The 22638-nt window shown below is 69.5% G+C and carries 21 protein-coding genes; 11 read left to right on the top strand and 10 right to left on the bottom strand.

From position 1 onward, the window contains the following. Nucleotides 1-43 precede the first annotated feature (43 nt). A complete protein-coding gene (locus tag AB0J78_RS19775; RefSeq protein ID WP_363790972.1) occupies nt 44-1513 on the top strand; it encodes a sulfatase in 1470 nt (489 codons plus the stop codon). Nucleotides 1514-1585: 72 nt separating this feature from the next. Here the strand turns inward: AB0J78_RS19775 and AB0J78_RS19770 are convergent, their stop codons facing one another. Next, the gene (locus AB0J78_RS19770; protein WP_363790970.1) at nt 1586-3034 is read right to left on the bottom strand and encodes an MFS transporter; all 1449 of its coding nucleotides are present in this window, start codon (nt 3032-3034) and stop codon (nt 1586-1588) included. Between the two features lie 10 nt (nt 3035-3044). Beyond that, complete coding sequence (locus tag AB0J78_RS19765) at nt 3045-3614, bottom strand: NAD(P)H-dependent oxidoreductase (RefSeq protein WP_363790968.1); 570 nt, start codon at nt 3612-3614, stop codon at nt 3045-3047. A gap of 102 nt (nt 3615-3716) precedes the next feature. Here AB0J78_RS19765 and AB0J78_RS19760 point away from each other — a divergent pair, with 102 nt between their 5' ends. From AB0J78_RS19760 to AB0J78_RS19750, 3 genes are all read left to right on the top strand, one after another. Next, nucleotides 3717-4358: a TetR/AcrR family transcriptional regulator gene (locus tag AB0J78_RS19760; protein ID WP_363790966.1), complete on the top strand. Its 642-nt coding sequence runs from the start codon at nt 3717-3719 to the stop codon at nt 4356-4358. Nucleotides 4359-4483: 125 nt separating this feature from the next. Next, nucleotides 4484-5263 (top strand): SDR family oxidoreductase, encoded by a 780-nt coding sequence (locus AB0J78_RS19755; RefSeq protein WP_363790964.1) that lies wholly within the window; start codon nt 4484-4486, stop codon nt 5261-5263. Between the two features lie 253 nt (nt 5264-5516). Further along, nucleotides 5517-6368, top strand: a complete 852-nt coding sequence (locus tag AB0J78_RS19750; protein ID WP_363790962.1) for an SAM-dependent methyltransferase — start codon at nt 5517-5519, stop codon at nt 6366-6368. A 112-nt stretch (nt 6369-6480) separates the two neighbouring features. Here the strand turns inward: AB0J78_RS19750 and AB0J78_RS19745 are convergent, their stop codons facing one another. Then, a complete protein-coding gene (locus tag AB0J78_RS19745) occupies nt 6481-7242 on the bottom strand; it encodes an SGNH/GDSL hydrolase family protein (protein ID WP_363790960.1) in 762 nt (253 codons plus the stop codon). 244 nt (nt 7243-7486) lie between these two features. Here AB0J78_RS19745 and AB0J78_RS19740 point away from each other — a divergent pair, with 244 nt between their 5' ends. After that, entirely contained in the window at nt 7487-8449 is a 963-nt protein-coding gene (locus tag AB0J78_RS19740) for a hypothetical protein (RefSeq protein ID WP_363790958.1), read from the top strand. 33 nt (nt 8450-8482) lie between these two features. On the opposite strand, the gene AB0J78_RS19735 is transcribed toward AB0J78_RS19740, so the two are convergent. Next, the gene (locus AB0J78_RS19735) at nt 8483-9289 is read right to left on the bottom strand and encodes an SAM-dependent methyltransferase (RefSeq protein ID WP_363790955.1); all 807 of its coding nucleotides are present in this window, start codon (nt 9287-9289) and stop codon (nt 8483-8485) included. 326 nt (nt 9290-9615) lie between these two features. On the opposite strand from AB0J78_RS19735, the gene AB0J78_RS19730 reads away from it, so the two are divergent. Beyond that, nucleotides 9616-10221 carry a glycoside hydrolase family 25 protein gene (locus AB0J78_RS19730; RefSeq protein WP_363790953.1) on the top strand — a complete coding sequence of 202 codons (606 nt, stop codon included), beginning with the start codon at nt 9616-9618 and terminating at the stop codon, nt 10219-10221. An 86-nt stretch (nt 10222-10307) separates the two neighbouring features. Here the strand turns inward: AB0J78_RS19730 and AB0J78_RS19725 are convergent, their stop codons facing one another. Together AB0J78_RS19725 and AB0J78_RS19720 are read right to left on the bottom strand one after the other, a co-directional pair. After that, nucleotides 10308-11372, bottom strand: a complete 1065-nt coding sequence (locus AB0J78_RS19725; protein ID WP_363790951.1) for a hypothetical protein — start codon at nt 11370-11372, stop codon at nt 10308-10310. A gap of 154 nt (nt 11373-11526) precedes the next feature. Further along, nucleotides 11527-12192, bottom strand: a complete 666-nt coding sequence (locus AB0J78_RS19720) for a C39 family peptidase (RefSeq protein WP_363790949.1) — start codon at nt 12190-12192, stop codon at nt 11527-11529. A gap of 1114 nt (nt 12193-13306) precedes the next feature. On the opposite strand from AB0J78_RS19720, the gene AB0J78_RS19715 reads away from it, so the two are divergent. After that, complete coding sequence (locus AB0J78_RS19715) at nt 13307-14653, top strand: amino acid permease (protein ID WP_363791123.1); 1347 nt, start codon at nt 13307-13309, stop codon at nt 14651-14653. Between the two features lie 61 nt (nt 14654-14714). Here the strand turns inward: AB0J78_RS19715 and AB0J78_RS19710 are convergent, their stop codons facing one another. Both AB0J78_RS19710 and AB0J78_RS19705 read right to left on the bottom strand, forming a co-directional pair. Then, nucleotides 14715-15155: a nitroreductase family deazaflavin-dependent oxidoreductase gene (locus tag AB0J78_RS19710; RefSeq protein WP_363790947.1), complete on the bottom strand. Its 441-nt coding sequence runs from the start codon at nt 15153-15155 to the stop codon at nt 14715-14717. Nucleotides 15156-15242: 87 nt separating this feature from the next. Then, a complete protein-coding gene (locus AB0J78_RS19705; protein WP_363790945.1) occupies nt 15243-15971 on the bottom strand; it encodes a LysR substrate-binding domain-containing protein in 729 nt (242 codons plus the stop codon). A 42-nt stretch (nt 15972-16013) separates the two neighbouring features. Here AB0J78_RS19705 and AB0J78_RS19700 point away from each other — a divergent pair, with 42 nt between their 5' ends. Further along, nucleotides 16014-16406, top strand: coding sequence for a DUF5997 family protein (locus AB0J78_RS19700; RefSeq protein WP_363790943.1), 393 nt, complete (start codon nt 16014-16016; stop codon nt 16404-16406). A 102-nt stretch (nt 16407-16508) separates the two neighbouring features. Then, complete coding sequence (locus tag AB0J78_RS19695) at nt 16509-17399, top strand: diiron oxygenase (protein WP_363790941.1); 891 nt, start codon at nt 16509-16511, stop codon at nt 17397-17399. A gap of 198 nt (nt 17400-17597) precedes the next feature. On the opposite strand, the gene AB0J78_RS19690 is transcribed toward AB0J78_RS19695, so the two are convergent. Beyond that, a complete protein-coding gene (locus AB0J78_RS19690) occupies nt 17598-18287 on the bottom strand; it encodes a TetR/AcrR family transcriptional regulator (RefSeq protein WP_363790939.1) in 690 nt (229 codons plus the stop codon). Between the two features lie 103 nt (nt 18288-18390). On the opposite strand from AB0J78_RS19690, the gene AB0J78_RS19685 reads away from it, so the two are divergent. Together AB0J78_RS19685 and AB0J78_RS19680 are read left to right on the top strand one after the other, a co-directional pair. Continuing rightward, on the top strand, nt 18391-19293 hold the full coding sequence (locus tag AB0J78_RS19685) for a diiron oxygenase (RefSeq protein WP_363790937.1): 903 nt from the start codon (nt 18391-18393) through the stop codon (nt 19291-19293). Between the two features lie 10 nt (nt 19294-19303). Continuing rightward, nucleotides 19304-20773: an FAD-dependent oxidoreductase gene (locus AB0J78_RS19680; RefSeq protein ID WP_363790935.1), complete on the top strand. Its 1470-nt coding sequence runs from the start codon at nt 19304-19306 to the stop codon at nt 20771-20773. 176 nt (nt 20774-20949) lie between these two features. Here the strand turns inward: AB0J78_RS19680 and AB0J78_RS19675 are convergent, their stop codons facing one another. Further along, nucleotides 20950-22392 carry a DHA2 family efflux MFS transporter permease subunit gene (locus tag AB0J78_RS19675; RefSeq protein WP_363790933.1) on the bottom strand — a complete coding sequence of 481 codons (1443 nt, stop codon included), beginning with the start codon at nt 22390-22392 and terminating at the stop codon, nt 20950-20952. Between the last annotated feature and the right edge of the window lie 246 nt (nt 22393-22638).

Below are 22638 nucleotides of genomic sequence, written 5' to 3'. Positions count from 1 at the left end.
GCATGCTGTGCGCGGCGCCGAAGTCCCCTGGAGGATGATCGATATGCCGCGTCCGCGGCTGGCCGTCTGCGTGGCCGCCATCGGCCTGATCCTGGCCGCGTGCACCACTCCCCCGCCGCAACCCGCCGGCGATCCGGCCCGGCCGAACATCGTGTTCGTGCTGGTCGACGACATGGACCAGGGACTGGTGCCGTTCATGCCGGAGGTGCAGCGGATGCAGCGGGAGGGCGTGACGTTCTCGAACTCCACCGTCACCGACTCGCTGTGCTGCCCCTCCCGCGCGTCGTCGCTGTCGGGGAAGTACCCGCACAACACCGGTGTGTTCACCAACGAGCCTCCGGACGGCGGGTTCGCGGTGTTCCACCGCCGCGACGAGCGCGACACCCTGGGCACCCAGTTGCAGCAGGCCGGTTACCGGACGGGGTTCATGGGCAAGTACCTCAACGGCTACCAGCCGGGCCGGACGCTCGGCGGTGAGCGGCCGTTCGTTCCGCCGGGCTGGGACGAGTGGGCCGTGGCGGGCGACGGCTACGCCGAGTACGACTACCAGCTCAACGTCAACGGTCGGTTGCGGTCGCACGGGCATCGGCCCGGCGACTACCTGACCGACGTGCTGGCCAAGCGCGGCAACGACTTCATCCGCGCCAACGCCGCCCAGGGCACGCCCTTCTTCCTGGAGGTGGCCCCGTTCGCGCCGCACGGGCCGTTCACCCCCGCTCCTCGGCACGCCGACGCGTTCCCGGGGCTGACCGCGCCGCGCACCCCGGCTTTCGACGAGCCGGACCGCTCGGACAAACCGGCGTGGCTGCGCCTGCTTCCGCCGCTGCCCGCCGCGAAGGTCCAGGCGGCGGACGTGAAGTTCCGCAAGCGGGCGCAGTCGTTGCAGGCGGTGGACGAGATGCTCGCCGGTTTCCGGCGCACGCTCGCCGAGACCGGGCAGGCGCAGCGCACACACGTCATCTTCACCTCCGACAACGGGTTCCACCTCGGTGAGCACGCGCTGGCCGAGGGCAAGCAGACGGCGTTCGACACCGACGTGCGGGTGCCGCTGGTAGCCACCGGCCCTGGCGTGCCCGCCGGCCGGGCGGTGGACGACTCGGTGCAGAACATCGACCTCCGCCCGACGTTCGCCGAAATAGCCGGTGCCGCACCGCGTTCCGACATCGACGGCATCAGCTTCGCGGGCCTGCTCCGAGGCGGCCCCGGCACGGGCCGGGAGGTCGCGCTCGTCGAACACCGCGAGCCGCGCGGCTCGCGGGAGGATCCCGACCGCCAGGGGAAGCCCGACGGGATCCCACCGACCTACACCGCGATCCGGACGCCGGAGGGCACCTACGTCGAGTACGTCAACGGCGAGCGCGAGTTCTACGACGCCCGGACCGACCCGTTCCAGCTGACCAACACCTACCCGAGCCTTTCGCCCGAGCGTCGCGACGAGCTCCACCGCGTCCTCACCGGCCTCGCCACCTGCCGGGGCGAAGCGCAGTGCACCGAGGCCGCCGCGGCACCCTGATGGCCGTCGCGCCATCGCGAAAGCGCCGCGGGGCGCGTGGCCTCAGGAGACCCGCGCCCAGCGGCGATTCGTTCAGGCGGTCGCCGGGACCGCCGGGGAGGTCGGGACGGCATCGCGGGACGGGGTGAGCAGGGTGGCGACCGCCAGCGCCCCCAGTGCGGTCAGCGCAGCGATCCCCCAGAGCACGATCTGCCAGGCCTGCGTCAGCTGCGCGGCCTGCTCCGCTCCGGCGAGCTCGCCGGTGGCGATCCGGCCCGCCCGCTCCCCGCCGACCTGGCCGGTCAGCAGCGTGATCAGAACCGAGCCGAACAACGCCATCACCAGCGTTTGCGAGCCTCCTCGCACGGTGTTCAGCAGTCCGGCGGCCATCCCGGTGCGCGACCGGTCAACCTGGTTCATCGCCTGCGCGTCGATCAGGCCGGTGGCCAGACCGATGCCGAACCCGACGGTCAGCAGCGGGCCGAGCAGCTCCCAGCCGCCGATGCCGGGGTGCAGCCGGGTCAGCCAGGCGTTGCCCACCGCGATCAGCAGCAGACCACCGGTGATCAGCAACCTCGGGGAGACTCCCCGGTTGACCAGGCGGCTGGTGAGGATCGGCAGGGCCAGCGTCGGCGCCGTCGCCATGAGCATGACCAGGCCGGAGTCCCGCGCCGACATCGCGTTCGCGCCCTGCAGGTAGGTCGGCAGGTACGACATCATGCCGCCGAACCCGAGCACCATCACGACACCGGCCAGCAGCCAGCCCGCGAACCACCGGTTGCGCAGCAGCGCCAGGTCGAGCACCGGGTTCGGGCTGCGGCGCTCGGCGCGCGCGAAGACCAAGAGCAGCCCGGCCCCGGCGGCGAGCAGGCCCAGCACCAGCGGACTCGTCCATCCGGCGCGCGAGCTCTGGGTGATCGCGAACATGATCGAGGCGAGCCCGGCGATGAAGCTCACCGCGCCGGTCCAATCCACCCTCTCGCGGCGCTCGGCGCGGGACTCCCCCATCGCGAGAGTTCCTGCCAGCAGGAGCGCTCCGGTGGCGGCGAAGACCCCGAAGGTGGCCCGCCAGCCGAGGGCGCCGACCAGCCAGCCCGCCAGCGTCGGGCCGATCGCCATGCCCACGCCGGCGATGGTGCCCATCGCGGCGAAGGCCTTGGTCCGCTCGCTCCCGGTGAACGTGGAGGCCAAGATCGCGCCGCCGCCGGCCATCACCCCGGCCGCGCCGACGCCGGTGACCGTGCGCGCCACGTCCAGCAGCAGGACGCTCGGTGCGAGCGCGGCGACGAGGCCGCCGAGCGCGTACGTCGCCGCGCCGATGCGGTAGATCCGCCGCCTGCCGAACAGGTCGCCGGTCGACCCGGCGACCAGCATGAACGACGACGCGGTGAGGAAGTAGCCGGTCACCACCCACTGCAGGGGGCCGCCGGAGGCGTTCAGGGCGGCCCCGATCTGCGGCAGGGCGACCGTCGTACCGGACATCGACATCGGCAACGCCAGGTACCCGAGCAGCACGACGGTCAGCGTCAGCTTGTTCTTCACGGTTCGGCCCTCAGACGTCGTACGGTTCGGCGGTTTTGGCGTTGCGCAACGCGCGTGCCCACCAGGTGAGCTGGTGGAGCATCCCCTTGGCGGCGCCGTTGCAGGCCTCGTCGACCGGGCGGCCGCTGTCGTCGAAGCGGTCCCAGGCGTTGTGGAAGCTGACGCTGTCGCGAACGGTCGTCGCGTGCAGTTCGGCGAAGACCAGGCGCAGCTGCTCGACGGCGCGCAGGCCCCCGCCCATCCCGCCGTAGGAGACGAAGCCGACCGGCTTGGCCCGCCATTCCGCGCGGTAGAGGTCGATCGCGTTCTTCAGCGGAGCCGGGAAGCTGTGGTTGTACTCGGGCGTGACCACGACGTAGGCGTCGGCCGCATCCAGTCGGGAGCCCAGCTCGGCGACGTGCGGATCCGGCGCGGCGCCGAAGTCGAGGGCGGTGGGCAGCGGGATCGCGGCCAGGTCGACGACATCGACCTCCAGGCCGTCGAACTGCCGGGCCTGCTCGGCGAACCAGTCGGCCACGGTCGGCCCGAATCGACCTTCGCGGTTGCTCCCGATGATCAGGGCCAGGCGCAGTGCGGACATCTTCGCTCCTCGGAGTCGGTGTGCTGGAGACTGACAGATGGTAAAGTACAACGTGTAATGCACTTAGTGCAATGGTCGTTGTACTTATTTCAGGAGGGCGACTTGAGCAGGGAGAACGTCGCGTCACGCGGACCGGAGAAGCGCCGAGCGATCCTCGACGGAGCCCGCGAGGTGTTCGGCCGGGACGGTTACACCCGGGCGAGCATCGGCATGATCGCCAAGACCGCCGACGTGTCGACTCGCACGATCTACAACCACTTCCAGGACAAGGAGGAGCTGTTCCGCACGGTGATCCTGGAAAGCGCGGCGCAGGTCCGCGAGGTCCAGCTCGACGACCTCGACCGGAACCTGAGCAAGATCGTCGATCTGGAGTCGGACCTGATCGCGCTGGGACTCGCGTTCACCACGGTGATGCCCCGGTTCAGCGCGCACTTCGCGCTGGTACGGCAGATCCAGGCCGAAGTCGGGCACATCCCCACCGACGTCCTGCACGCCTGGCAGGAAGCCGGGCCCGAGCGCGTGCAGGAGGACCTCGCGCGCCGCTTGACCGGCCTGGCCGCCGAGGGCCTGCTCGAAATCGAGGACGCGCGCCGAGCCGCCCGGCACTTCGTCGCCCTGGCGGGGAGCGAGGTGCAGAGCCGGACCTACTACGGCGCGCTGACCATCGACGAAGCGGAACGCGAGGAGATCGTCACCGCCGGCGTCCAGGCGTTCCTCCGCGCCTACGCCCCTCCCCGCAGGTAGGCGCGCCACCTGGCCGAAGCGCTTGCCGATGAGGTCGATCAGGTCGAAGATCACCCGGAAGCGCAAGAGGACAGATGCGGCGCGGGCCGCCGGGTTCGCGCGGACGGTCCGAGGAGGACGTGCCGATGCCGGAGATCGCGGTGGTCACCGGGGCAGGGAGCGGTCTCGGCCGCGCGATCGCGCGGCGGCTGGGCGCGGCCGGGTTCGCCGTGGTGGCGACCGACATCGACCACGCGGCCGCGCGGGAGACGGCCGGATCGATACCGGGTTCCCGGTCGGCCGAGCACGATGTCCGCGAGGCCGAGCAGCATCGCCGGATCGCGCGGGAAGCGGCCGAACGCGGCCGGGTGCGGGTCTGGGTCAACAGCGCAGGCGTGCTCGCGCTCGGCCCGGCGTGGACCCATCCCGACGCGGAGATCGAACGGTGCGTCGAGACCAACGTGCTCGGAACCATGCACGGATCGCGTGCCGCGGTCGAAGTGATGCGCGATCAGCCCGCAGGTGGGTCGATCCTCAACATCGCGTCCTTCGCGGCCTTCGGCGCGGTCCCCCGCCTCGCCGTCTACGCCGGTTCGAAGCACGCCGTGCTGGGCTTCACGAAGTCGCTGAACGCCGACCTCCGCAACGCCGACTCGCGCATCCGTGCCACGGTGGCGTGCCTGGACGGCACCGACACGCCGATGGTCCGGCGGCACGCCGGGGATCCGAACGCAGGGGTGCTCTGGCACCGGGGGCGGCTGCTCGACCCCGACGACGTGGCGCACCGCCTCGTCAACGCGCTGAGCTCCCGGCGCCAGGTGGTCTGCGTGCCCACCGCGCGGGGCCTCGCGGCACAACTGCTGGGCCTCACCCCTGCGCTTTCGCTGCGGCTCACCAACGCTGCCGCGCGGCGCCACCGCGCCTGACGCGACGAGGAGACGTCAGGCCGAAGCGCGGAGACGCACCCCAGGAGTGATCACATCCGCGAAAAGGGTGACACGCGCCAAGTTATCTTGCCTTCAAGAAGATTCCATGTGAGGTTGTTCGCGTGCCGGACGAGAACGTCGCGGTCAGCGGAAGAGGACGAAGACCAGCCACTTCGCGCCGAATCCTGTTGTACCCGGGGGCATACCGTGCGGTAATTTCGAGATCGTGGCCACCGAGCAAGCAGGAGCAGGCATGTCCGAGACGCCTTCGACGGCACCGAGTTCCGCACCCGTCGGCGTGGACACGACCCAAGCCAGCATCGCCCGCGTCTACGACGCGGCGCTCAACGGCAAGGACAACTTCGAGATCGACCGCCAGGTGCTGCACGAGGTCGGCCAGGCGGCCCCGGAGGTCAAGGACCTGGCGTGGTCCAACCGCGCGTTCTTGAACCGGGCATGCCAGTACCTCGCCGCCCAGGCCGGCGTCCGGCAGTTCCTCGACTGCGGTTCGGGCCTGCCGACCGCGGAGAACACGCACCAGACCGTGCAGCGGGTGGATCCCGAGACCGAGGTCGTCTACGTCGACAACGACCCGGTGGTCATCGCGCACGGCAAGGCGCTACTCGAGGAGAACGACCACACCCACTTCGCCTCCGCCGACATCTTCAACCCCGGTGAGGTGCTCGCCCACGACACCGTCCGCAGGCACCTCGACTTCGCCGAGCCGATCGCGCTGCTGCAGGTCGGCACCCTCCACCACTACCTCGGCGACGACGGCCCGGAGCTGATGCGGACCTACATCGACGCGCTCGCCCCGGGCAGCTACGTCGTCATCGCGCACTTCTTCGACCCGCAGACCCCGGAGCACAGCGCGCTGGCCCGCAAGATGGAGGAGCTCTTCCTGCACAGCCCGATGGGTTCGGGCCGCTTCCGCACCCGCGACGAGATCCTCGCGCTGCTCCCCGGCCTGGAGATCCTGCCGCCCAGCCCGGACTCCCCAGCAGACATCGAGCTCTGCGACCTCTGGTGGCCGAACGGCCCCAAGTCGCGCCCGCTGAACCAGGCCGAGAGCTGCATCGCCGGCGTGGTGGGTCGCAAGAACTGAGAGCCGGTGGGCGGCGGACTCAGCCCGCACCGCCGAGCAAGGTGATCCCTCGCGGGAGCATCCGAGACGCCCGGTGCCGCTGAGTCCAGCTCGGACGTGCGTTCCGGGCGACTCAGCGCATCGGCAGCAGTCGCGGCCGCTTCGCGGTACGTCCGTCGCCCGAGGATCGCCCGGTGATCCGCCGCCACAGCCACGGTGCCAGGAACACAGCAGCCCAACGGATCTCGCCTGCGACCACCCGCAGGATTCCCGGTGCCCGGCGTTCCGGGAGCGGGTGGCTCCACGAATCGTCGCTTCCGGGAAGTTCCAGCGCGTGCGCGAAACCACCGGCCAGCAGCGCGTGGCCCGCAGGGTTGAGGTGCAGCCGGTCGTGGCTCCAGATCCTCCGGTCGGCGCACACCGGATGCCGGTCCGCCTCGACCACCGTGGCGCCGTGCTTCGCGGCGATCTCGCGCACCCCTGCGTTGAACTCCACCAGCCGCGGTTGCCAGCGGCGGGCGATCGGGGCGATCTCACCGATGTCGGGGTAGGTCACCGTCGCGACGTGCGCGCCCGCCTCGGTGAGCTCGCCGATCATCCGCTCCAGGTGAGCGAGGACCGCATCGCCGTCGTACTCGGTGCGGAGCACGTCGTTGAGACCCGCGACCACGGTGGCGAAGTCCGGCTCCATCTCGATCGCGAGCCGGAGCTGCTCGGCGTGCACCTCGCCGATGAGCTTGCCCCGAACGGCGAGGTTGGCGTAGCGGAACTCGGGGTTCAGCGCGGCCAGCTCCTCGGCGAGGCGGTCCGCCCAGCCGCGATGGCCGCGCTGATCATCACCGTCGCCCACGCCCTCGGTCTGGCTGTCCCCCACCGCGACGTACCTCGCGTACATGCTTCCCCTTCGCTCAGCCGAGTTGCGCGAGTGACCTTATGGGGGCGGCCCCGCGGAGACAAGATTCCGGGAAACCGCGCAGTTTCGAAATGATGCCCTCCGTGGGCCTTTCAGCCGAGCGCACCGGAGATCACTTGGCGCAAGTCGCATTCGGAGAGTGAGATCCCGCGACTGCCCGTAGTCATCTTGAGTTTTTGCTCATGCGCCCGACCGGAGCAACCGCTCATGTGTCATCGTCGGGCCCATGGGGACCGAGGTATGGGTGACGTGGATCCCGGCTGTCCTGGCTCTCGTGGCCGCCGGCGTCTGCGGCTGGCTGCTGTGGTCGGCCCGGAAGACCGCTGCGGAGGCCATCCGCCGCACCGAGGCCGTGCACCGACTGGCCGCGGCCGTCGAGGCCAATGCCGAGAAGACGGGGCGCGCCGCCACGACCGCCGCCGAGCAGGCCGAGCGCGCCTGGGAACAGGTGAAGCTGTCCCGGAGCCAGCTGGACGAAGCGCGCGAGGAGCGCCACGTCAGCACGCAGGCCGAGCAGTGGGAGTGGGCCTACGCGTTGACCACGGCCGCCCGCGAGCTGGTCAACAGCAGCCACGAGCTCATCCGCATGTCCCTGGACACGCAGGTCGCCCCGCACTACCGGACCGCCGCCGACCGGCACTACCGCCAGGCCGGGCAGCGCTGGCAGGACACCATGATCAAGGCGATCTCCCGCACCCAGCCGCCGCTGGAGATGCAGCAGCAGGTCGCCACGTTCGCCGAGGTGCACCAGCGCCTGCACGGTCAGCTGGGCGTGCTGCTGCGCGCCGTCGAGACCAACACGCTCACCGAGGGCGACACGCTGACCAAGCAGATCCACGGCATGCGCCACGAGCTCAACAACGCGCACCGCAACCTGCAGCGCATCGTCAGCTCGAACCTCTCGAGCACCTCGGCCCAGGCCGCCCAGGCCGCGCAGGCCAACTCCGCCCAGCAGACGCAGCTCAACCAAGCGGTCACCCCCGGGCCGTCGCACGCCGCGCAGCAGACCCAGCTCACCCCGGCCGCTGCCCCCAGCGCGTCGCAGGCGAGCGCCGCGCAGACGCAGCTCACCCCGGCGATCCCGCCGAGCACCTCGCAGAACGGCCGCCCGCAGCAGGCCCACGCCAACCCGCCCCAGCCGGTGGACCCCTCGACCCAGCAGATCGCCAACCGGCCGGCCCGCGCCTGACTCAGGCCGATTCCGCGCCCAGCCTCCCCCGGCTCAGGGCTTGCGGGCTATCGCGGCGTACATGGCGATGTCGGCTTCGGGGACGTCGAGGGATTCGAGGTCGTCGGGACGCCACTTGTGCATCTGGACCAGGCCGGGGTCGACGACGTCGAGGCCGTCGAAGAAGCGCTGCGCAGTGGTGCGCGAGCGGAACTTCAGGGTTTCTCCGTGCTCGCTGTAGGCGCGGCGGACCTCGGCCAGCAGCTCCGGCGCGTACTCGTCGGTGGCGATCGTGGCCGCCACGTAGCTGCCCGAGGGCAGCACGTCGACGATGCGGCGAACCACGTCCAGCGCCTCGTCGTCGTCCTCGATGAAGTGCACGACCGCGATCAGCATCAGGCCGATCGGACGGTTCGGATCCAGGGTCTCCTGGAACTCCCGCGAGTTCAGGATCGTGTCGGGGTCGCGCAGGTCGGCGTCGACGTAGGCGGTCCTGCCCTGCCCGTTCCGCGTCATCAGCGCGCGGGCGTGGGCGAGCACGATCGGATCGTTGTCGGTGTAGACGACGCGGGCTTCCGGCTTCACCTCCTGGACGACCTCGTGCAGGTTCGGCCTGGTCGGGATTCCGGTGCCGATGTCCAGGAACTGGTCGATGCCGCAGTCGGTGGCCAGGAATCGGCTTGCGCGGTGCATGAACTCGCGGTTGGCGCGCATGTGCACCGGCAGCGCGGGCCAGACCTGTTGGGACGCCTCCGCGGCGGCGCGGTCGACGGCGTAGTTGTCCTTGCCGCCCAAGATGTAGTCGTAGATCCGCGCGCCGTGCGCCACGTCCGTGCGCAGGTCCCCCACGCCGTCGCTCAATGCCGCTCCTCTCCGAAGGCCAACGGGCCCCGATGCTTCCAAAGATCGACACCGGCGGTCGACACCCCAGTGGACCACGAACATCGCACTCACCACAGGGAGATCGCCCGGTTCCGGACCACTGGGCCAGGTGCACCAATCGGCACTGCGTCGTGCGGGTGCTCCGAACGTGGGAATTCCAGTCATTCACCCCACAGGACGTTCCTTTCTTGGGACCGTGTGCGCAGCACGGGTTGATCACCGGCTCAGCTGAGCGTCCGGCTGGGGAACGCCGAGGCACCCTCAGCGAGCGTTGCGCGACCCGAGCACGACCAGATGGGGGCCCCATGGACTACGGAATCGACATCAGCCACCACAACGCCGTCGACGACTGGGCGGCTGTTCGCGGCAACAACATCACCTTCGCGAGCATGAAGCTGACCGAAGGCCGGACGTGGGTCGATGACGCGGCAGGCACCCACGTGGCCGGAGCGCGCGGCGCCGGCATCATGACCGGCGGCTACCACTTCGCCCGCCCCGGACCCATCGACCCGCAGGTGGGGCACTTCGCCTGGTGGATGGGCCAGCACGGGCTCAAGGAGCCGGGCAACATGTGGCCGATGCTCGACATGGAGGATCCCGAGATCCCCGACCCGAACGCCTTCATCGCCGAGTTCGTCCGGCTGCTGCGCATCGCGACCGGTGTCCGCGGAGTGCTGGTGTACGCGAGCCTGAACTGGTTCCAGAACATCATCGACCCCAACCTGTGGGCAGGCGACGACGTGCTGCTGTGGATCGCGCGCTACAACGGCGACCCCGGCAACCCCGGCTGGGGCCACCCGCGCCTGGCGCTGCACCAGCACAGCGACGCCGGGCAGGTCCCCGGCATCCCCGGCGGAGTCGACCGCAACGCCACCGTCGGCGGCTACACCCAGGCGGCCTTCACGCTCTGAGCAGCACCGGCAATCCCCTCGTCATCGAACCGGTGGCGAGGGGATTCCCGTTTCACGCGAGGGTGTTTCGGCCTGAGCCCGACCGGTCAGCCGTTGTGGTTCGAGGCGAACGGCGCCGTTTCGTAGCTCGGGCCGGTGGAACCGATGCCGACGAGGTGGCCGTCGGCCTCGGTTCCGGCGTGGACCGGGCCTTCGGGGCCGTCAACGGCCCGCCAGGTGGTGCCGTCGTAGCGGAGCGGGCCGGAATCGGCGAGGTTCCACAGCGCGCCCTCCGCGTGGACGAACTCACCGGGTGCGCCTGCGGCCGGGGCGGGAACTTCGCCCCAGGCCGTGCCGTTCCAGTGCAGCAGCACGGGTTTGGTCTGCTCCGGCCGGTCGTAGATGCGCGCGGCGGCCGAGATCCACACGTCGTCCGGGGCGTGGGCGGCCACGTCGTTCACCTCGAAGAGGGCTCCCTCGGGCATCTCGACCGGCGGCACCGGCACCTCGGTCCAGGTGGTTCCGTCCCAGTGCAGGGCCATCGCGGCGTCGTTCCGGGTGCCGGCGATCCACAGGTCGTCCGGGCCGCCCCCGATCGCGTCGAGCGTGCCCTCGTTCGCCGCCTCCGGCAGCGGCAGGTCCTGCCAGGCCGCGCCGTCCCAGCGCTTGGCGAAGGAGTGCTGCCGGGACTCCTGCCCGTCGTCGTAGCCCTTGCCGATCAGCCAGACCTCGTCACCGACCGCGACCACGTCGTCGGGGCGCACCCGGGTGGCACCGGGGACGACCACCGGGACCTCCGTCCACGCCGCGCCGTCCCAGTGCAACAGCGCTCCGGTGGTGTTCTTGTAGCCCCAGCCGATGGTCCACACGTCGTTCGGCCCGGCCACCGCCGAGGACACCAGGTGACCGATCGACGGGACCGGGACCTCCGCCCAAGTCCCGTCGGCTCCGCGGCGGTAGGCCTGCGAGGTCGACGAGGTGCCGCCTGCCTGCCCATAGGAGCCGAAGGCCCAGGTCTCGCCGCCACCGCTGGACGCGGTGGAGATCGTCGACGAGAGGTCCGGCCGCTGCGGGAACGGCTCCCCCGTCCACGTCTCCTGGGCGCTGGCCACGCCTCCCACCAGCGCCGCGGCCGCTACGAGCGCGGTGATGATCCCGGTCCGCTTCAGCACAGTCGTCCTCCTCCAGTCGGTCACGCCCTCACTCAGACGCGCCGAACCGGAAGGAGGTTGTCCGGACCCGACGAACGACTGCGGCGGTCCCCTTCGACAGGGGACCGCCGCAGTGGTCGTTCAACACCCGAGGTGCTGGAACTCGATTGTGCGATCAGGCGACGTAGCCGCGCGGCTGGACCAGGGAGGTCAGCTGGTCGAGGCTCAGCCAGTACTCCTTGTTGCCGCTGAAGTTCGCCGGGTCGGCGATCTTCACGTTCTTCTTGTCGGAGTCGTAACCGACGACCGACACGTAGTGGTAGATCGTCTGGCTCGACGGGTAGCCGGGCGGCTGGTTGCCGGGCGGCGCGACGATGTTGGCGACCATGGCCTTGCCGCTGTCGATGTTGCGAACCGTGTCGTCCCACAGCTCGTTGGTCATCTCCGGCGACACCTGGCGGCTGCTGAGGTCCTTGGCGACGTAGTGCGTGCCGGTCGGGGCCAGCAGCTTGTTCAGGCCGTCCGCGACCTGGCCGACGTGGTCGGTGCCGTTCTCCGTGGTGCGGAGCTCCTTGGCCAGCTCGGCCTGGGACGGCAGGTCGCCAGTCTTGGAGGACATGGCGATGCGGGTCGCGGCGGGCCCGCACCAGTAGCCGGTCAGCTGGGCCGCGTAGTTGACGGGGAGTTCCTTGGTGACCGGCTGCGGCTTGACGTCCGCAGACTTCTGCTCAGCCTTCGGGGCGGCCGGCGCTGCGGGGACAGCGGCGGGGGTCAGAGCAACGGGGGCGGGGGCTTCGGGGAGTGCGGGGGACAGGGCCGGGGCGGGGGCGGGGCTCTGCACACCGACCGGATGCGTGGCAGCGTCAACGCTGTGCGGGGTCGATGTTTCGGCGCTTGCCAATGCACCGAGGCCCAGGGCTGCGGCCAATCCGATCGGGACAACCGCAACTGCGAGCCGGGGCATCTAGGTCTCCGTTTCAAGGCGGGATCATTACAACTTCATATCCTTACGCCAAGCGACGATCCTTTAATGGGCCGAATGGAGCAATCTATTGAGGCCCGCACCACCATCTCACTCCGCGTCACGTGATCGTCCCCCCTGGTCACAGGCACGAATCACGATCATTAAGAAGCGATCGACTCCTCATTTCGAAAACTGTCCGTGAACAGTCGCGCACGCGTCGCAATAATTGCGATGCGAAATGCGAGCAACCGATTGACAGAGCGTGGCGGGCCGCTGAAGCCATTGAGTAATCGGTCGGGCACTATTTGTTGACACTGTAAGCAGGGTCACATTTCAACCCCTGCCGAAAGTCGGTTCCGAGGGCGTGCGAGCACGAATCGCAACGCCGCGGCGGTGACGCGCACCAGCCCTTCCCACCACGCGGCGTGTCCGCGGCGAACGCGCCGATGACGCAGCGTTCGCGCCGCTCCGCCACCGTCGCCCTCGCGCGCGGGACCGGCCGGCCGCGAAGGCGGAAGCGGAAGGAATCCCATCTAATCGCTTGGCTCCGCGCGGTTTCGTCCTGTTCTTCCCTTTCCGGATCGACGAGAACGCTCGGGAATTTCCCATTTGATGGACGTGCGATGACGACGAACGCCGATGTCGCGCGCACCTGGACGGCGTAGCCGGATCCCCACTGGATCAGCGGAGCGACCGTCCACCAGGGACTACGAGACGCGCACCACAGCAGAGGGGTTCTGGGAAAGATTCCTGAGAACCACGCGGAACTGACTCGCACGCAACGCGGACGCGAAATTCCGATGACTAGTATCGCCCCGCCGGATGACCTAGCACCGGCACGAAAAACGCCTGGACGTCGCTTTTCTCCGGCATGTCCTGGTCACGAAGGGACTTGGTTTTCGTGGATTCATCGTTGCGGTCGGGGCAGGATGCTGCGCCCACGACCGACGCCGACGGCTATTCGAAGTCACTCGGCAACCGCCAGGTGCAGATGATCGCCATCGGCGGAGCGATCGGCGTCGGGCTCTTCCTCGGTGCGGGAGGCAAGCTCGCCACGGTCGGCCCCTCGCTGGTGGTCGCGTACGCGCTGTGCGGCCTGGCGGCGTTCTTCGTCATGCGCGCCCTCGGTGAACTGGTGCTGTACCGCCCGGTCGCGGGCAGCTTCGTGGAGTACGCCCGCGAGTTCATCGGCCCCTGGGCGGGTTTCGCCTCCGGCTGGATGTACTGGCTGAACTGGGCGATGACCGGCATCGCCGAGATCACCGCGGTCGCGATCTACGTGCACCGCTGGCTGCCGGACCTGCCGCAGTGGATCACGGCGCTGATCGCGCTGGGCGTGCTGCTGGCGGTCAACCTGGTGTCGGTGAAGCTGTTCGGCGAGCTGGAGTTCTGGTTCTCGCTGGTGAAGGTGCTGGCGATCCTGGTGTTCCTGGTCGTGGGCCTGGGTCTGGTGTTCACCGCCACCGACATCGGCGGTGCGCCGGCGGGACCGGCCAACCTCACCTCGCACGGCGGCTTCTTCCCCAGCGGCTTCGGCATCACCCTGATGGCGTTGCAGTCGGTGGTCTTCGCCTACTCGGCGATCGAGATGGTCGGCATCACCGCGGGCGAGGCCAAGGAGCCGCACAAGGTGCTGCCCAAGGCCATCAACGGCGTGGTGTGGCGGATCGCCATCTTCTACGTCGGTTCGGTGCTGCTGCTGGCGATGCTGCTGCCGTGGACGGTCTTCAGCGCCGACGAGAGCCCGTTCGTCACCGTGTTCTCCCGCCTGGGGGTCCCGGGCGTCGGCGACGTGATGAACGCCGTGGTGCTCACCGCCGCGCTGTCGTCGTGCAACTCCGGTCTGTACTCGACCGGCCGCATCCTGCGGGCGCTGGCCAACGACGGCGAGGCGCCGAAGTTCGCCGCGAAGATGAACAAGCGCCGCGTCCCCTACGGCGGAATCCTCTTCACCGCAGCGGCTTTCGTTCTCGGCGTCATCCTCAACGGCATCGTTCCGGAGCAGGCGTTCGAGATCGCCACGGCGATCGCCTCGCTCGGCGTGGTCGCGACCTGGGCCACGCTGGTGATCTGCCAGATGCGGCTGCGGGCCAGGGCCATGCGCGGTGAGATCGAGCGGCCGAGCTACCGGATGCCCGGTGCGCCCTACACGAGCTGGGCAACGCTGGCGTTCCTCGTCCTGGTGATCGCCCTGATGGGCTTCTCCGACGGCGCCGAGCGGATCGCGTTCTTCTCGATCCCCGCCATCATCGCGGTGATCGCGCTGGGCTGGTGGCTGATCTCGCGCGGCCGCACCAGGCGCGCGAACGGCGAGCCGATGGCCACCATCGGTTCGTGACCGGCTGAGGGGAGAACGGCTTCCGGAAGCCGTTCTCCCCTCTCGCGAGCTCGGGGTCCGCTCAGGAAGCGACGGGCTCCAGCAGGACCACGGGGATCGTCCGATCGGTCTTCGTCTGGTACTCCGCGTAGTTCGGGAACGCCGCGACGGCGCGGTCCCACCACAGCTCGCGCTCCTCGCCGCTGAGCTCGCGCGCCTCGTAGTCCTTGCGCTGCGGTCCGTCCTGCAGCTCCACCCTCGGGTTGGCGCGAATGTTGTGGTACCAGACGGGGTTCTGCGGAGCCCCGCCCAGCGAGGCGACGACGGCGTAGCGCCCGTCGTGCTCGACGCGCATCACCGGCGCCTTGCGGATCTTGCCGGACTTGGCGCCCTTGGTGGTCAGCACGACGACCGGAAGCCCGTGCATCGTGGTGCCTTCGGTACCGCCGGAGCTCTCGTACTTCTCGACCTGATCGCGCACGAACTCGGTCGGGCTCGGCTCGTACTGGCCAGTCAACGGCATCTTCGTACCTCCATCGCAGAACCGGGTCGTGACCACGACAACATCAGAAGCCCCGTTCGAATTCCACGCGAGTCACCCGCCCGTGGGTCAGCGGCGACGCGGTTTGCGCCCCTTGCCCGAAGCCGGACCGCGGCGCGACGCCGGCTTGCGCACCTGGGTCCTGGCGGGCTTGGCGGGGGCCTTCTTGGTCTTGCCCGCGGGTTCGCCCTGCTGCTTGCCCCGCGTGCTGTTGACCGTGCGACCGCGGACGATCCCTATGAACTGCTCCATCAGGTCCGTGGTCTCGTCCTCGATCCAGGTCAGCGCGACGGTGGATTCGGGCGCGTCGGTGATCGGCCGGTAGGTGAGGTCCTTGCGGTGGTGCAGCCGCGCCAACGACTGCGGCACGACCAGCAGTCCGATCCCGGCGGCGACCAGCGCGATCGCGTCGGCGGTGGTGGCGGGGCGCTCGACCGCGGGAAGTCCCGGCGGGCGCTCCCAGTCGAGGGCGTCGTCGAGCGGGTGCAGCAGCACGTCCTCGGCGAGGTCCTCTGAGGTGATCTCGTCGGCGGCGGCGACCACGTGGTCCTTGGGCACCACGACCACGGTCTGCTCGGTGTAGAGCGGGATGGCGTGCAGCCCGGTGCGGTCGATCGGCAGCCGCAGCAGCGCCGCGTCGGCTTCACCCTCGCGGACCAGGCCGGGCGCTTCGGCGGCCGCGGTCTGGACGAGGTTGAGGGGAACGAGGGGTTCGCGCTCCTGCCACTTGCGCGCCCACTTGTCGGGCGTGATGCCGGGGACGTAGGCGAGGTCGAAGGACGGGGCCGACTCTGTCACCTGCCCAGACTACCGGCCGGAGTCGCCGGTTACGCTGGTCGGATGACGTCGCGCAAAACCGTCCAGACGATGAAGCCCGCCACGGCGGCCAAGAAGCTGGGTGTCCTGCTGGAGGCCACCCCCGCCGATTTCCAGGAGGGCGTCGTCTCGCGCGACGAGCTCAACGCGCTGCAGGCCGAACCGCCGGAGTGGCTGCGCGACCTGCGCCGCAACGGTCCGCACCCGCGCCCCGTCGTCGCGGCGAAACTGGGGATCTCGATCAGCGGACTGACCCGCAACGGCTACGCGGACCCGCTGACCACCGAGCAGATCAACGCGATCCGCAACGAGGACCCCGAGTGGCTCCAGCAGGAGCGCACCACGCGCGTCGAGGCGCGTCGCGAGGAGGAGCGGGCGCAGGCCCGCAAGGCGGCCAAGGCGCGCGACAAGTCCTGATCGGCTCAGTCGGCCTCCGGGGGAGTTCAGAAAAAACAATATATGGGGTACGTTCGTGTTCCTGTTACTTCGAGTACGACGTAGTGCGCGGAGGTGTTGAACATGACCGCCTTCCAGGACGTGGAGCGGGACTTCTCCAGTCGGTTGCTGGAGTCGTCGCAGATGCTGTCCTACGACCCGATGACCGAGATCGACTGGGACGCTCACCTGCCCGAGGACCAGTACGGGTTGAGCCCGGAGTGGAGCACGCTCTACGGGACCAAGCTGTGGGATGAGCTCACCGAGCAGCAGCGGATCACGCTGACCAGGCACGAAGTCTGCTCGATCATGAGCACCGGCATCTGGTTCGAGATGATCCTCCAGCAGATGATCCTCCGGGACCAGTACGTCAAGGACCCCGCGAACTCCGAGTTCCAGTTCGCCCTGACCGAGATCGCCGACGAGTGCCGGCACTCGATCATGTTCGCCCGCGCCTGCCAGAAGCTGGAGATCCCCGCCTACTTCCCGCACAAGGCGGTCGTCGAACTGGCACGGGTCTTCAAGAGCGTCGCCGGTGGTGAGGTCGCCTACGCGGGCACGCTCGTCGCCGAGGAAGTGCTCGACGTGATGCAGCGCGACTTCATGCGCGATGACCGCGTGCTCGACATCGTCCGCACGGGCTCCAAGATCCACGTGGTCGAGGAATCCCGGCACATGAAGTTCGCCCGCGAGGAGACCAAGGCGCACGTGCAGGGCATCGGACCGCTGCAGCGCCAGGCCAGCGCGCTGCTGGTCTCCGTGGTCTCCTACGCGATCATCACCAGCCTGGTCAGCCCGCACGTCTACAAGGCGGTCGGGATCCGGCCCCGGGACGGCGTGGCGGCAGCCGCGGCCAACGAGCACCGGAAGTCCATGCTGCGCAACGCGTGCGCGGGCCTGATGGCATTCCTCGACGAGGCGGGCCTGCTCACGCCGCCCGCGGTGGCCGTCTACAAGCGGGCGCACATGCTCTGAGGGACGCCCGATCAGTTGCGAGCGGCGCAGCCGCGAGCTCTCGCAGCTGGCACCGCCGGGGGTTCTCCAGCGGCGTCGTGGCGAGCACGCCGCGACGCCGTGTTGGACCACATCAGGAGCGGCGCGCGGAGCCGCTGCGCTTTCCCCTTCGGGGGTTTCCGCCACCCGCACCGCTGAGCAAGACGAGTTGCGGAGACGTCAGTCGTCGACTGGATCCGCTTCTGCCAGCGGCAGATTCGGGTCCAGCTCGAGTCCGTAGACCTGCAGCGACTGGTCGAGCAGCTGCCACGTCCAGTCGCAGAGCCAGTCGGTGAGCTCGTCGAGGGTGAGACCGTTCGGCTCCTGCAGCCAGCTGCCCGCGCTGGACTCGACGAGCCCGACGATGCCGAAGGCCAGCGGCTGCACGACCGGGATCTGGATGCCGAACTGGTCCAGGAAGTACTGGAACAGCCCGGTGACCTGGCGCGCGATGACCGTCTTGACGTCGGTGATCACGTTCTGCCCGGCCTCGCCGGTCACCGAGTTCATGCTCAGGTACCGGTAGAGGTTGCCGTGCTCGGCGAGCCAGTTGGTGTGCGCGCCGATCGCGGCGCGGATCATCTCCATGGGCGTGCCGCGCGGGTTGAACATCGGCGCGAGCTCGGCGGTGACCATCTCGGCGACGCGCTCGGCGATGGCGGCACCCAGGTCCGCGGTGTCGTTGAAGTACTTGTACAACCGGGGCCTGGCCACGCCGGCTTCTTCCGCCATCAGCTCGACCGAGACCTCCGGGCCGTGCTTGGCGATCGCCCTCAGCGCCGCATCGACCAGCTCTTTCCGCCGCTTCTCGCGATACCCGGCCCACCGGGCGCTCCGCCCGTCCACCTGCCCTGTAGTTGATGCGGTCACCCACGAAGTCTAGCCGCCGAAAAATGGGGACTCCGCAACCGCGCATTTATGGGGTACAGTCTGTTCCTGTTACTTCGAGTACGACGAACTGCGGAGGTGCGCAATGACCGCCGTCGGTGTTGCCGGCCAGAGCGCCGAGCAGGACTTCTCCAGCCGCCTGCTGGAGTCCTCACAGACGCTCTCCTACGATCCGAGCACGGAGATCGACTGGGAGAGCCCGCTCCCCGAGGACCAGTACGGCCTCAACCCCGAGTGGAGCACGCTCTACGGGACCAAGCTGTGGGATGAGCTCACCGAGCAGCAGCGGATCGCGCTCACCAGGCACGAAGTCTGCTCGATCATGAGCACCGGCATCTGGTTCGAGATGATCCTCCAGCAGATGATCCTGCGCGACCAGTACGTCAAGGACCCCGCGAACTCCGAGTTCCAGTTCGCCCTGACCGAGGTCGCCGACGAGTGCCGGCACTCGATCATGTTCGCCCGCATCTGCCAGAAGCTCGAAGTCCCCGCGTACTTCCCCAGCAGGTTCGTCATCGAGCTCGCACGGGGGCTCAAGAGCCTCGCGACGGGCGAGGTGGCCTACGGCGCCGGACTGGTCGCCGAAGAGGTGCTCGACGTGATGCAGCGCGACTGGATGCGCGGCGACAACGTCCTCGAGATCGTGCGCACCAGCTCCAAGATCCACGTGGTCGAGGAATCCCGGCACATGAAGTTCGCCCGGGAGGAGATCAAGGAGCACATGCAGAGCATCGGGCGCGTCAAGCGCCACGTCAGTGCCGCGATCATCAGCATCGCCGCCTACGTCATCGTCAACGCCCTGGTCAGCCCGAAGGTCTACGCCGCGGTCGGGATCGACACCAAGCGCGCGTTGGCGGAGGTCAAGTCCAACCAGCACCGCAAGTCGCTGATGCGCAACGCCAGCGCCGGGCTGATGGAGTTCCTCGACGACTCCGGCCTGCTCACCCGTACCTCCACCGCGCTCTACAAGCGCGTGCACATGATCTGAGCCCACGGCCATGACCTACGCGATCACGCAATCCTGTTGCGCCGACGCATCGTGCATCTCGGTGTGCCCGGTGAACTGCATCCACCCCACCCCGGACGAGCCCGATTTCGGCACCACCGACCGGCTCTACATCGACCCGCGCACCTGCATCGGCTGCGGCGCCTGCGCCGATGCGTGCCCGGTCGACGCGGTGTTCCCGATCGACAAGCTCACCGGTGACCTGTCCGTGCACGCCGACATCAACCGCGAGCGGTTCTCCGAGGTTCCGGCTGACTACCCCTGGGGAAAGCCCCAGTTCCCACGATCGCTGCCGACGCACGCCGCTGCGCCGAGCGTGGCGGTCGTGGGAACCGGGCCTGCCGCCGGCTACGCGGTGCAGTCGCTGCTGCGCTCCACCGACGCCGAGATCACGCTGATCGACCGGATGACCACCCCTGGGGGCCTGATCAAGTACGGGGTCGCACCGGACCACCCGAGCACCAAGCAGATCGAGCACACCTTCGCGACCAGCTACAAGCACCCCAGGGTCCGCATGCACCTGGGCGTGGAGGTCGGGCGGACCGTCAGCCACGCCGAGCTGACCGAGCACCACAACGCGGTGGTCTACGCCGTCGGCGCACCCGGTCACCGCACGCTGGGGCTGCCCGGCGAGGACCTGCCGGGCACGCTGGCCGCTCGCGAGTTCGTCGGTTGGTGCAACGGGCATCCGGACACCCCGGCCGACGCGGTCGAGCTGTCGTCGGAGCGGGTCGTGATCGTGGGCAACGGCAACGTGGCGCTGGACGCGGCGCGCCTGCTGCTCAGCGACACCGACGAGCTGGTCGGCACCCCGATCGCCGACCACGCGCTCTCCGCCCTGCGCAAGAGCAAGGTCCGTGAGGTCGTGCTGCTCGCGCGGCGGGGTCCCGAGCACGCGGCGTTCACGCGGTCGGAGTGGGTCGGCATCCAGCAGCGGCTGCAGGGCCGCATCGTGGTCGACGGCCACGGTGGCGCGGCGGAGTCGATCGCCTCGGCCGAGGAGGGAACGACGGCCGCGCTGCTGCGCGAGCTGCCGGTCGAGGACGTCGACTGGGATCGGGCTCCGGGTGAGGACCGCCGCCTGGTGCTGCGCTTCTCCTCCGCCCCGCAGGAGGTGGTCGGCGATCCGCAGGTCCGGGCTCTCCGCATCGGTGACGGCTCGGGCAACCGGGACGTGGCGACCGGGATGGTGCTGTGGTCGGTGGGCAGCCGCGGGGTGCAGATCCCGCAACTGCCGTTCGACGAGGGGACCGGGGTCATCCCGAACACCGGCGGCCGGGTCGAGCCCGGGACCTACGTGGTCGGCTGGGCCAAGCGCGGCGCGGCGGGCGGCATCGGCGCCAACCGCGCGTGCGCGTCGGAAACCATCGATTCGCTGATCGACGACGCCTCGGCGGGCAGGCTGCACAACGCGACCAAGGACGCCAAGGCCTTCAACAAGCTGCTGCGCTCCCGCAGGTGAGCACGCGCTGATTCGCCTTGAGAGCCGTTCGGCCTCAAGGCGAATCACGTCGTTCCGCAGCACTTCGGCTCCGAGGCGCTCGCCCGCGCCCTGCGCTCCGAGCAGCGCGCGCCAGGGCCTGGAACAGCGAGAGGGGCGCGCGGTCGAAACCACGCGCCCCTCCCCCCAGAACTCGCTCAGTGGGCCGCGACCGCCGCGGTGACGCCCTCGGTCTTGCGGATGAACAGCGCCGTGCCGAAGGCGACCAGGCCGATCACGCCGGCGACGACGAACGCGGTGCGCAGTCCCGCGGCGTCCGGGACGCCCGCCGGGTTGGCCGAGGCCAGCGACGACACCGTCACGAACACCGCCGTGCCGAACGCACCCGAGACCTGCTGCAACGTGCCCAGGATCGCGCTCCCGTGCGAGTACAGGTGATCCGGCAGCGCGCCCAGCGACGAGGTCATCAGCGGCGTCATCATCAGGCTCAGCCCGAGCATCAGCAGCAGGTGGAAGCCGATCACCATGCCCAGCGGCGACTCCGGGGTCAGCGTGGCGAACAGCCACAGCGACACCGCCATCGCGGCGGCGCCCGGGATCACCAGCGGACGCGGTCCGATCCGGTCGAACAGCCGCCCGACCGGACGTCCCATCAGACCCATCAGCAGACCGCCCGGCAGCACAGCCAGGCCGCTGACGAAGGTGGTCGTCTTGAGCACCGTCTGCAGGTACAGCGGCAGCAGGATCGCCGCCGCGCCCAGCAGGCACATGAACAGCAGCGCCGCCAGCACCAGCGACACGACGAACGGGCGGTGGGTGAACGGCCGCAGGTCCAGCAGCGCCCGGTCCTCGCGCTGCAACCGCAGCTGCCGGGCCACGAACACCACCAGCGACACGGCACCGACCACCAGCGGCACCCACGGCGGGACCGCGTGCGAGCCACCGGACTCGCCGATCGACGACAGACCGTAGAGCAGGCCGCCGAAACCGATCGCCGACAGCAGCACCGACAGCACGTCCAGCGGCACCGAACGGGTCTCGCTGTCCAGGCGCATCCACACCGCGCCGATCGCCAGCGCGATCAACGACAGCGGCAGCACGATCCAGAACATCCAGCGCCAGCCCAGCGAGGACAGCACCGCTCCCCCGATGGTCGGTCCCACCGCCGGGGCGACGGCGATGACGATGCTGATCGTGCCCATCGTGGCTCCGCGCTTCTCCACCGGCACCAGGCGCATCGCCGAGGTCATCAGCAGCGGCAGCATCACCGCCGTGCCGGACGCCTGCACGATCCGACCCACCAGCAGCATCCCGAAGCCGGGTGCCAGCCCGCTCAGCAGCGTGCCGAGGCTGAACAGGACCATCGCGGTCATGAACACCTGACGCGGGGTGAAGCGCTCCAGCAGGAACCCGGTGATCGGGATGACCACCGCCATCGTCAGCAGGAACCCGCTGGTCAGCCACTGCACGGTGGTGGTGGAAACGTGGAGGTCTACCGTGAGGTCGCGCAGCGCGACGCTCAGGATCGTCTCGTTGAGGATCATCACGAAGGCCGAGGCGACCAGCACGCTCAGCAGCACGTTTGCTCTCGGCGGTGTGGCCTGCCGGTCGGGCTCCGCGATCGCGGCCGTCTCGGTCATGGGTTGTCGTGCACCTCGCTCGTGTGGGGCCTTGGTCACGGCCGTTGTCCTCCCGGCCGGGGGTACCGGCCGGATTCGCCGACATCGCCGACGGCGTTGCGGCATGCAGTTCTGGCGCTCGGGCGGTGGAAGCCCGGATCACGTGTCGGGTCGACCCACGCGTCGGTGGGGTCCGCGACGGTTTCGGGCGCGGCCGGTGGCCGGCCGACGGTCAGATGATCCGGTGCCGGGGAGTCACGTGAACCG

Source organism: Saccharopolyspora sp. NPDC049426, assembly GCF_040676935.1.
Lineage (GTDB): Bacteria > Actinomycetota > Actinomycetes > Mycobacteriales > Pseudonocardiaceae > Saccharopolyspora.
The sequence above is the reverse complement of the archived record's forward strand: the minus strand, read 5'-3'. Positions and strand labels throughout refer to the sequence as shown.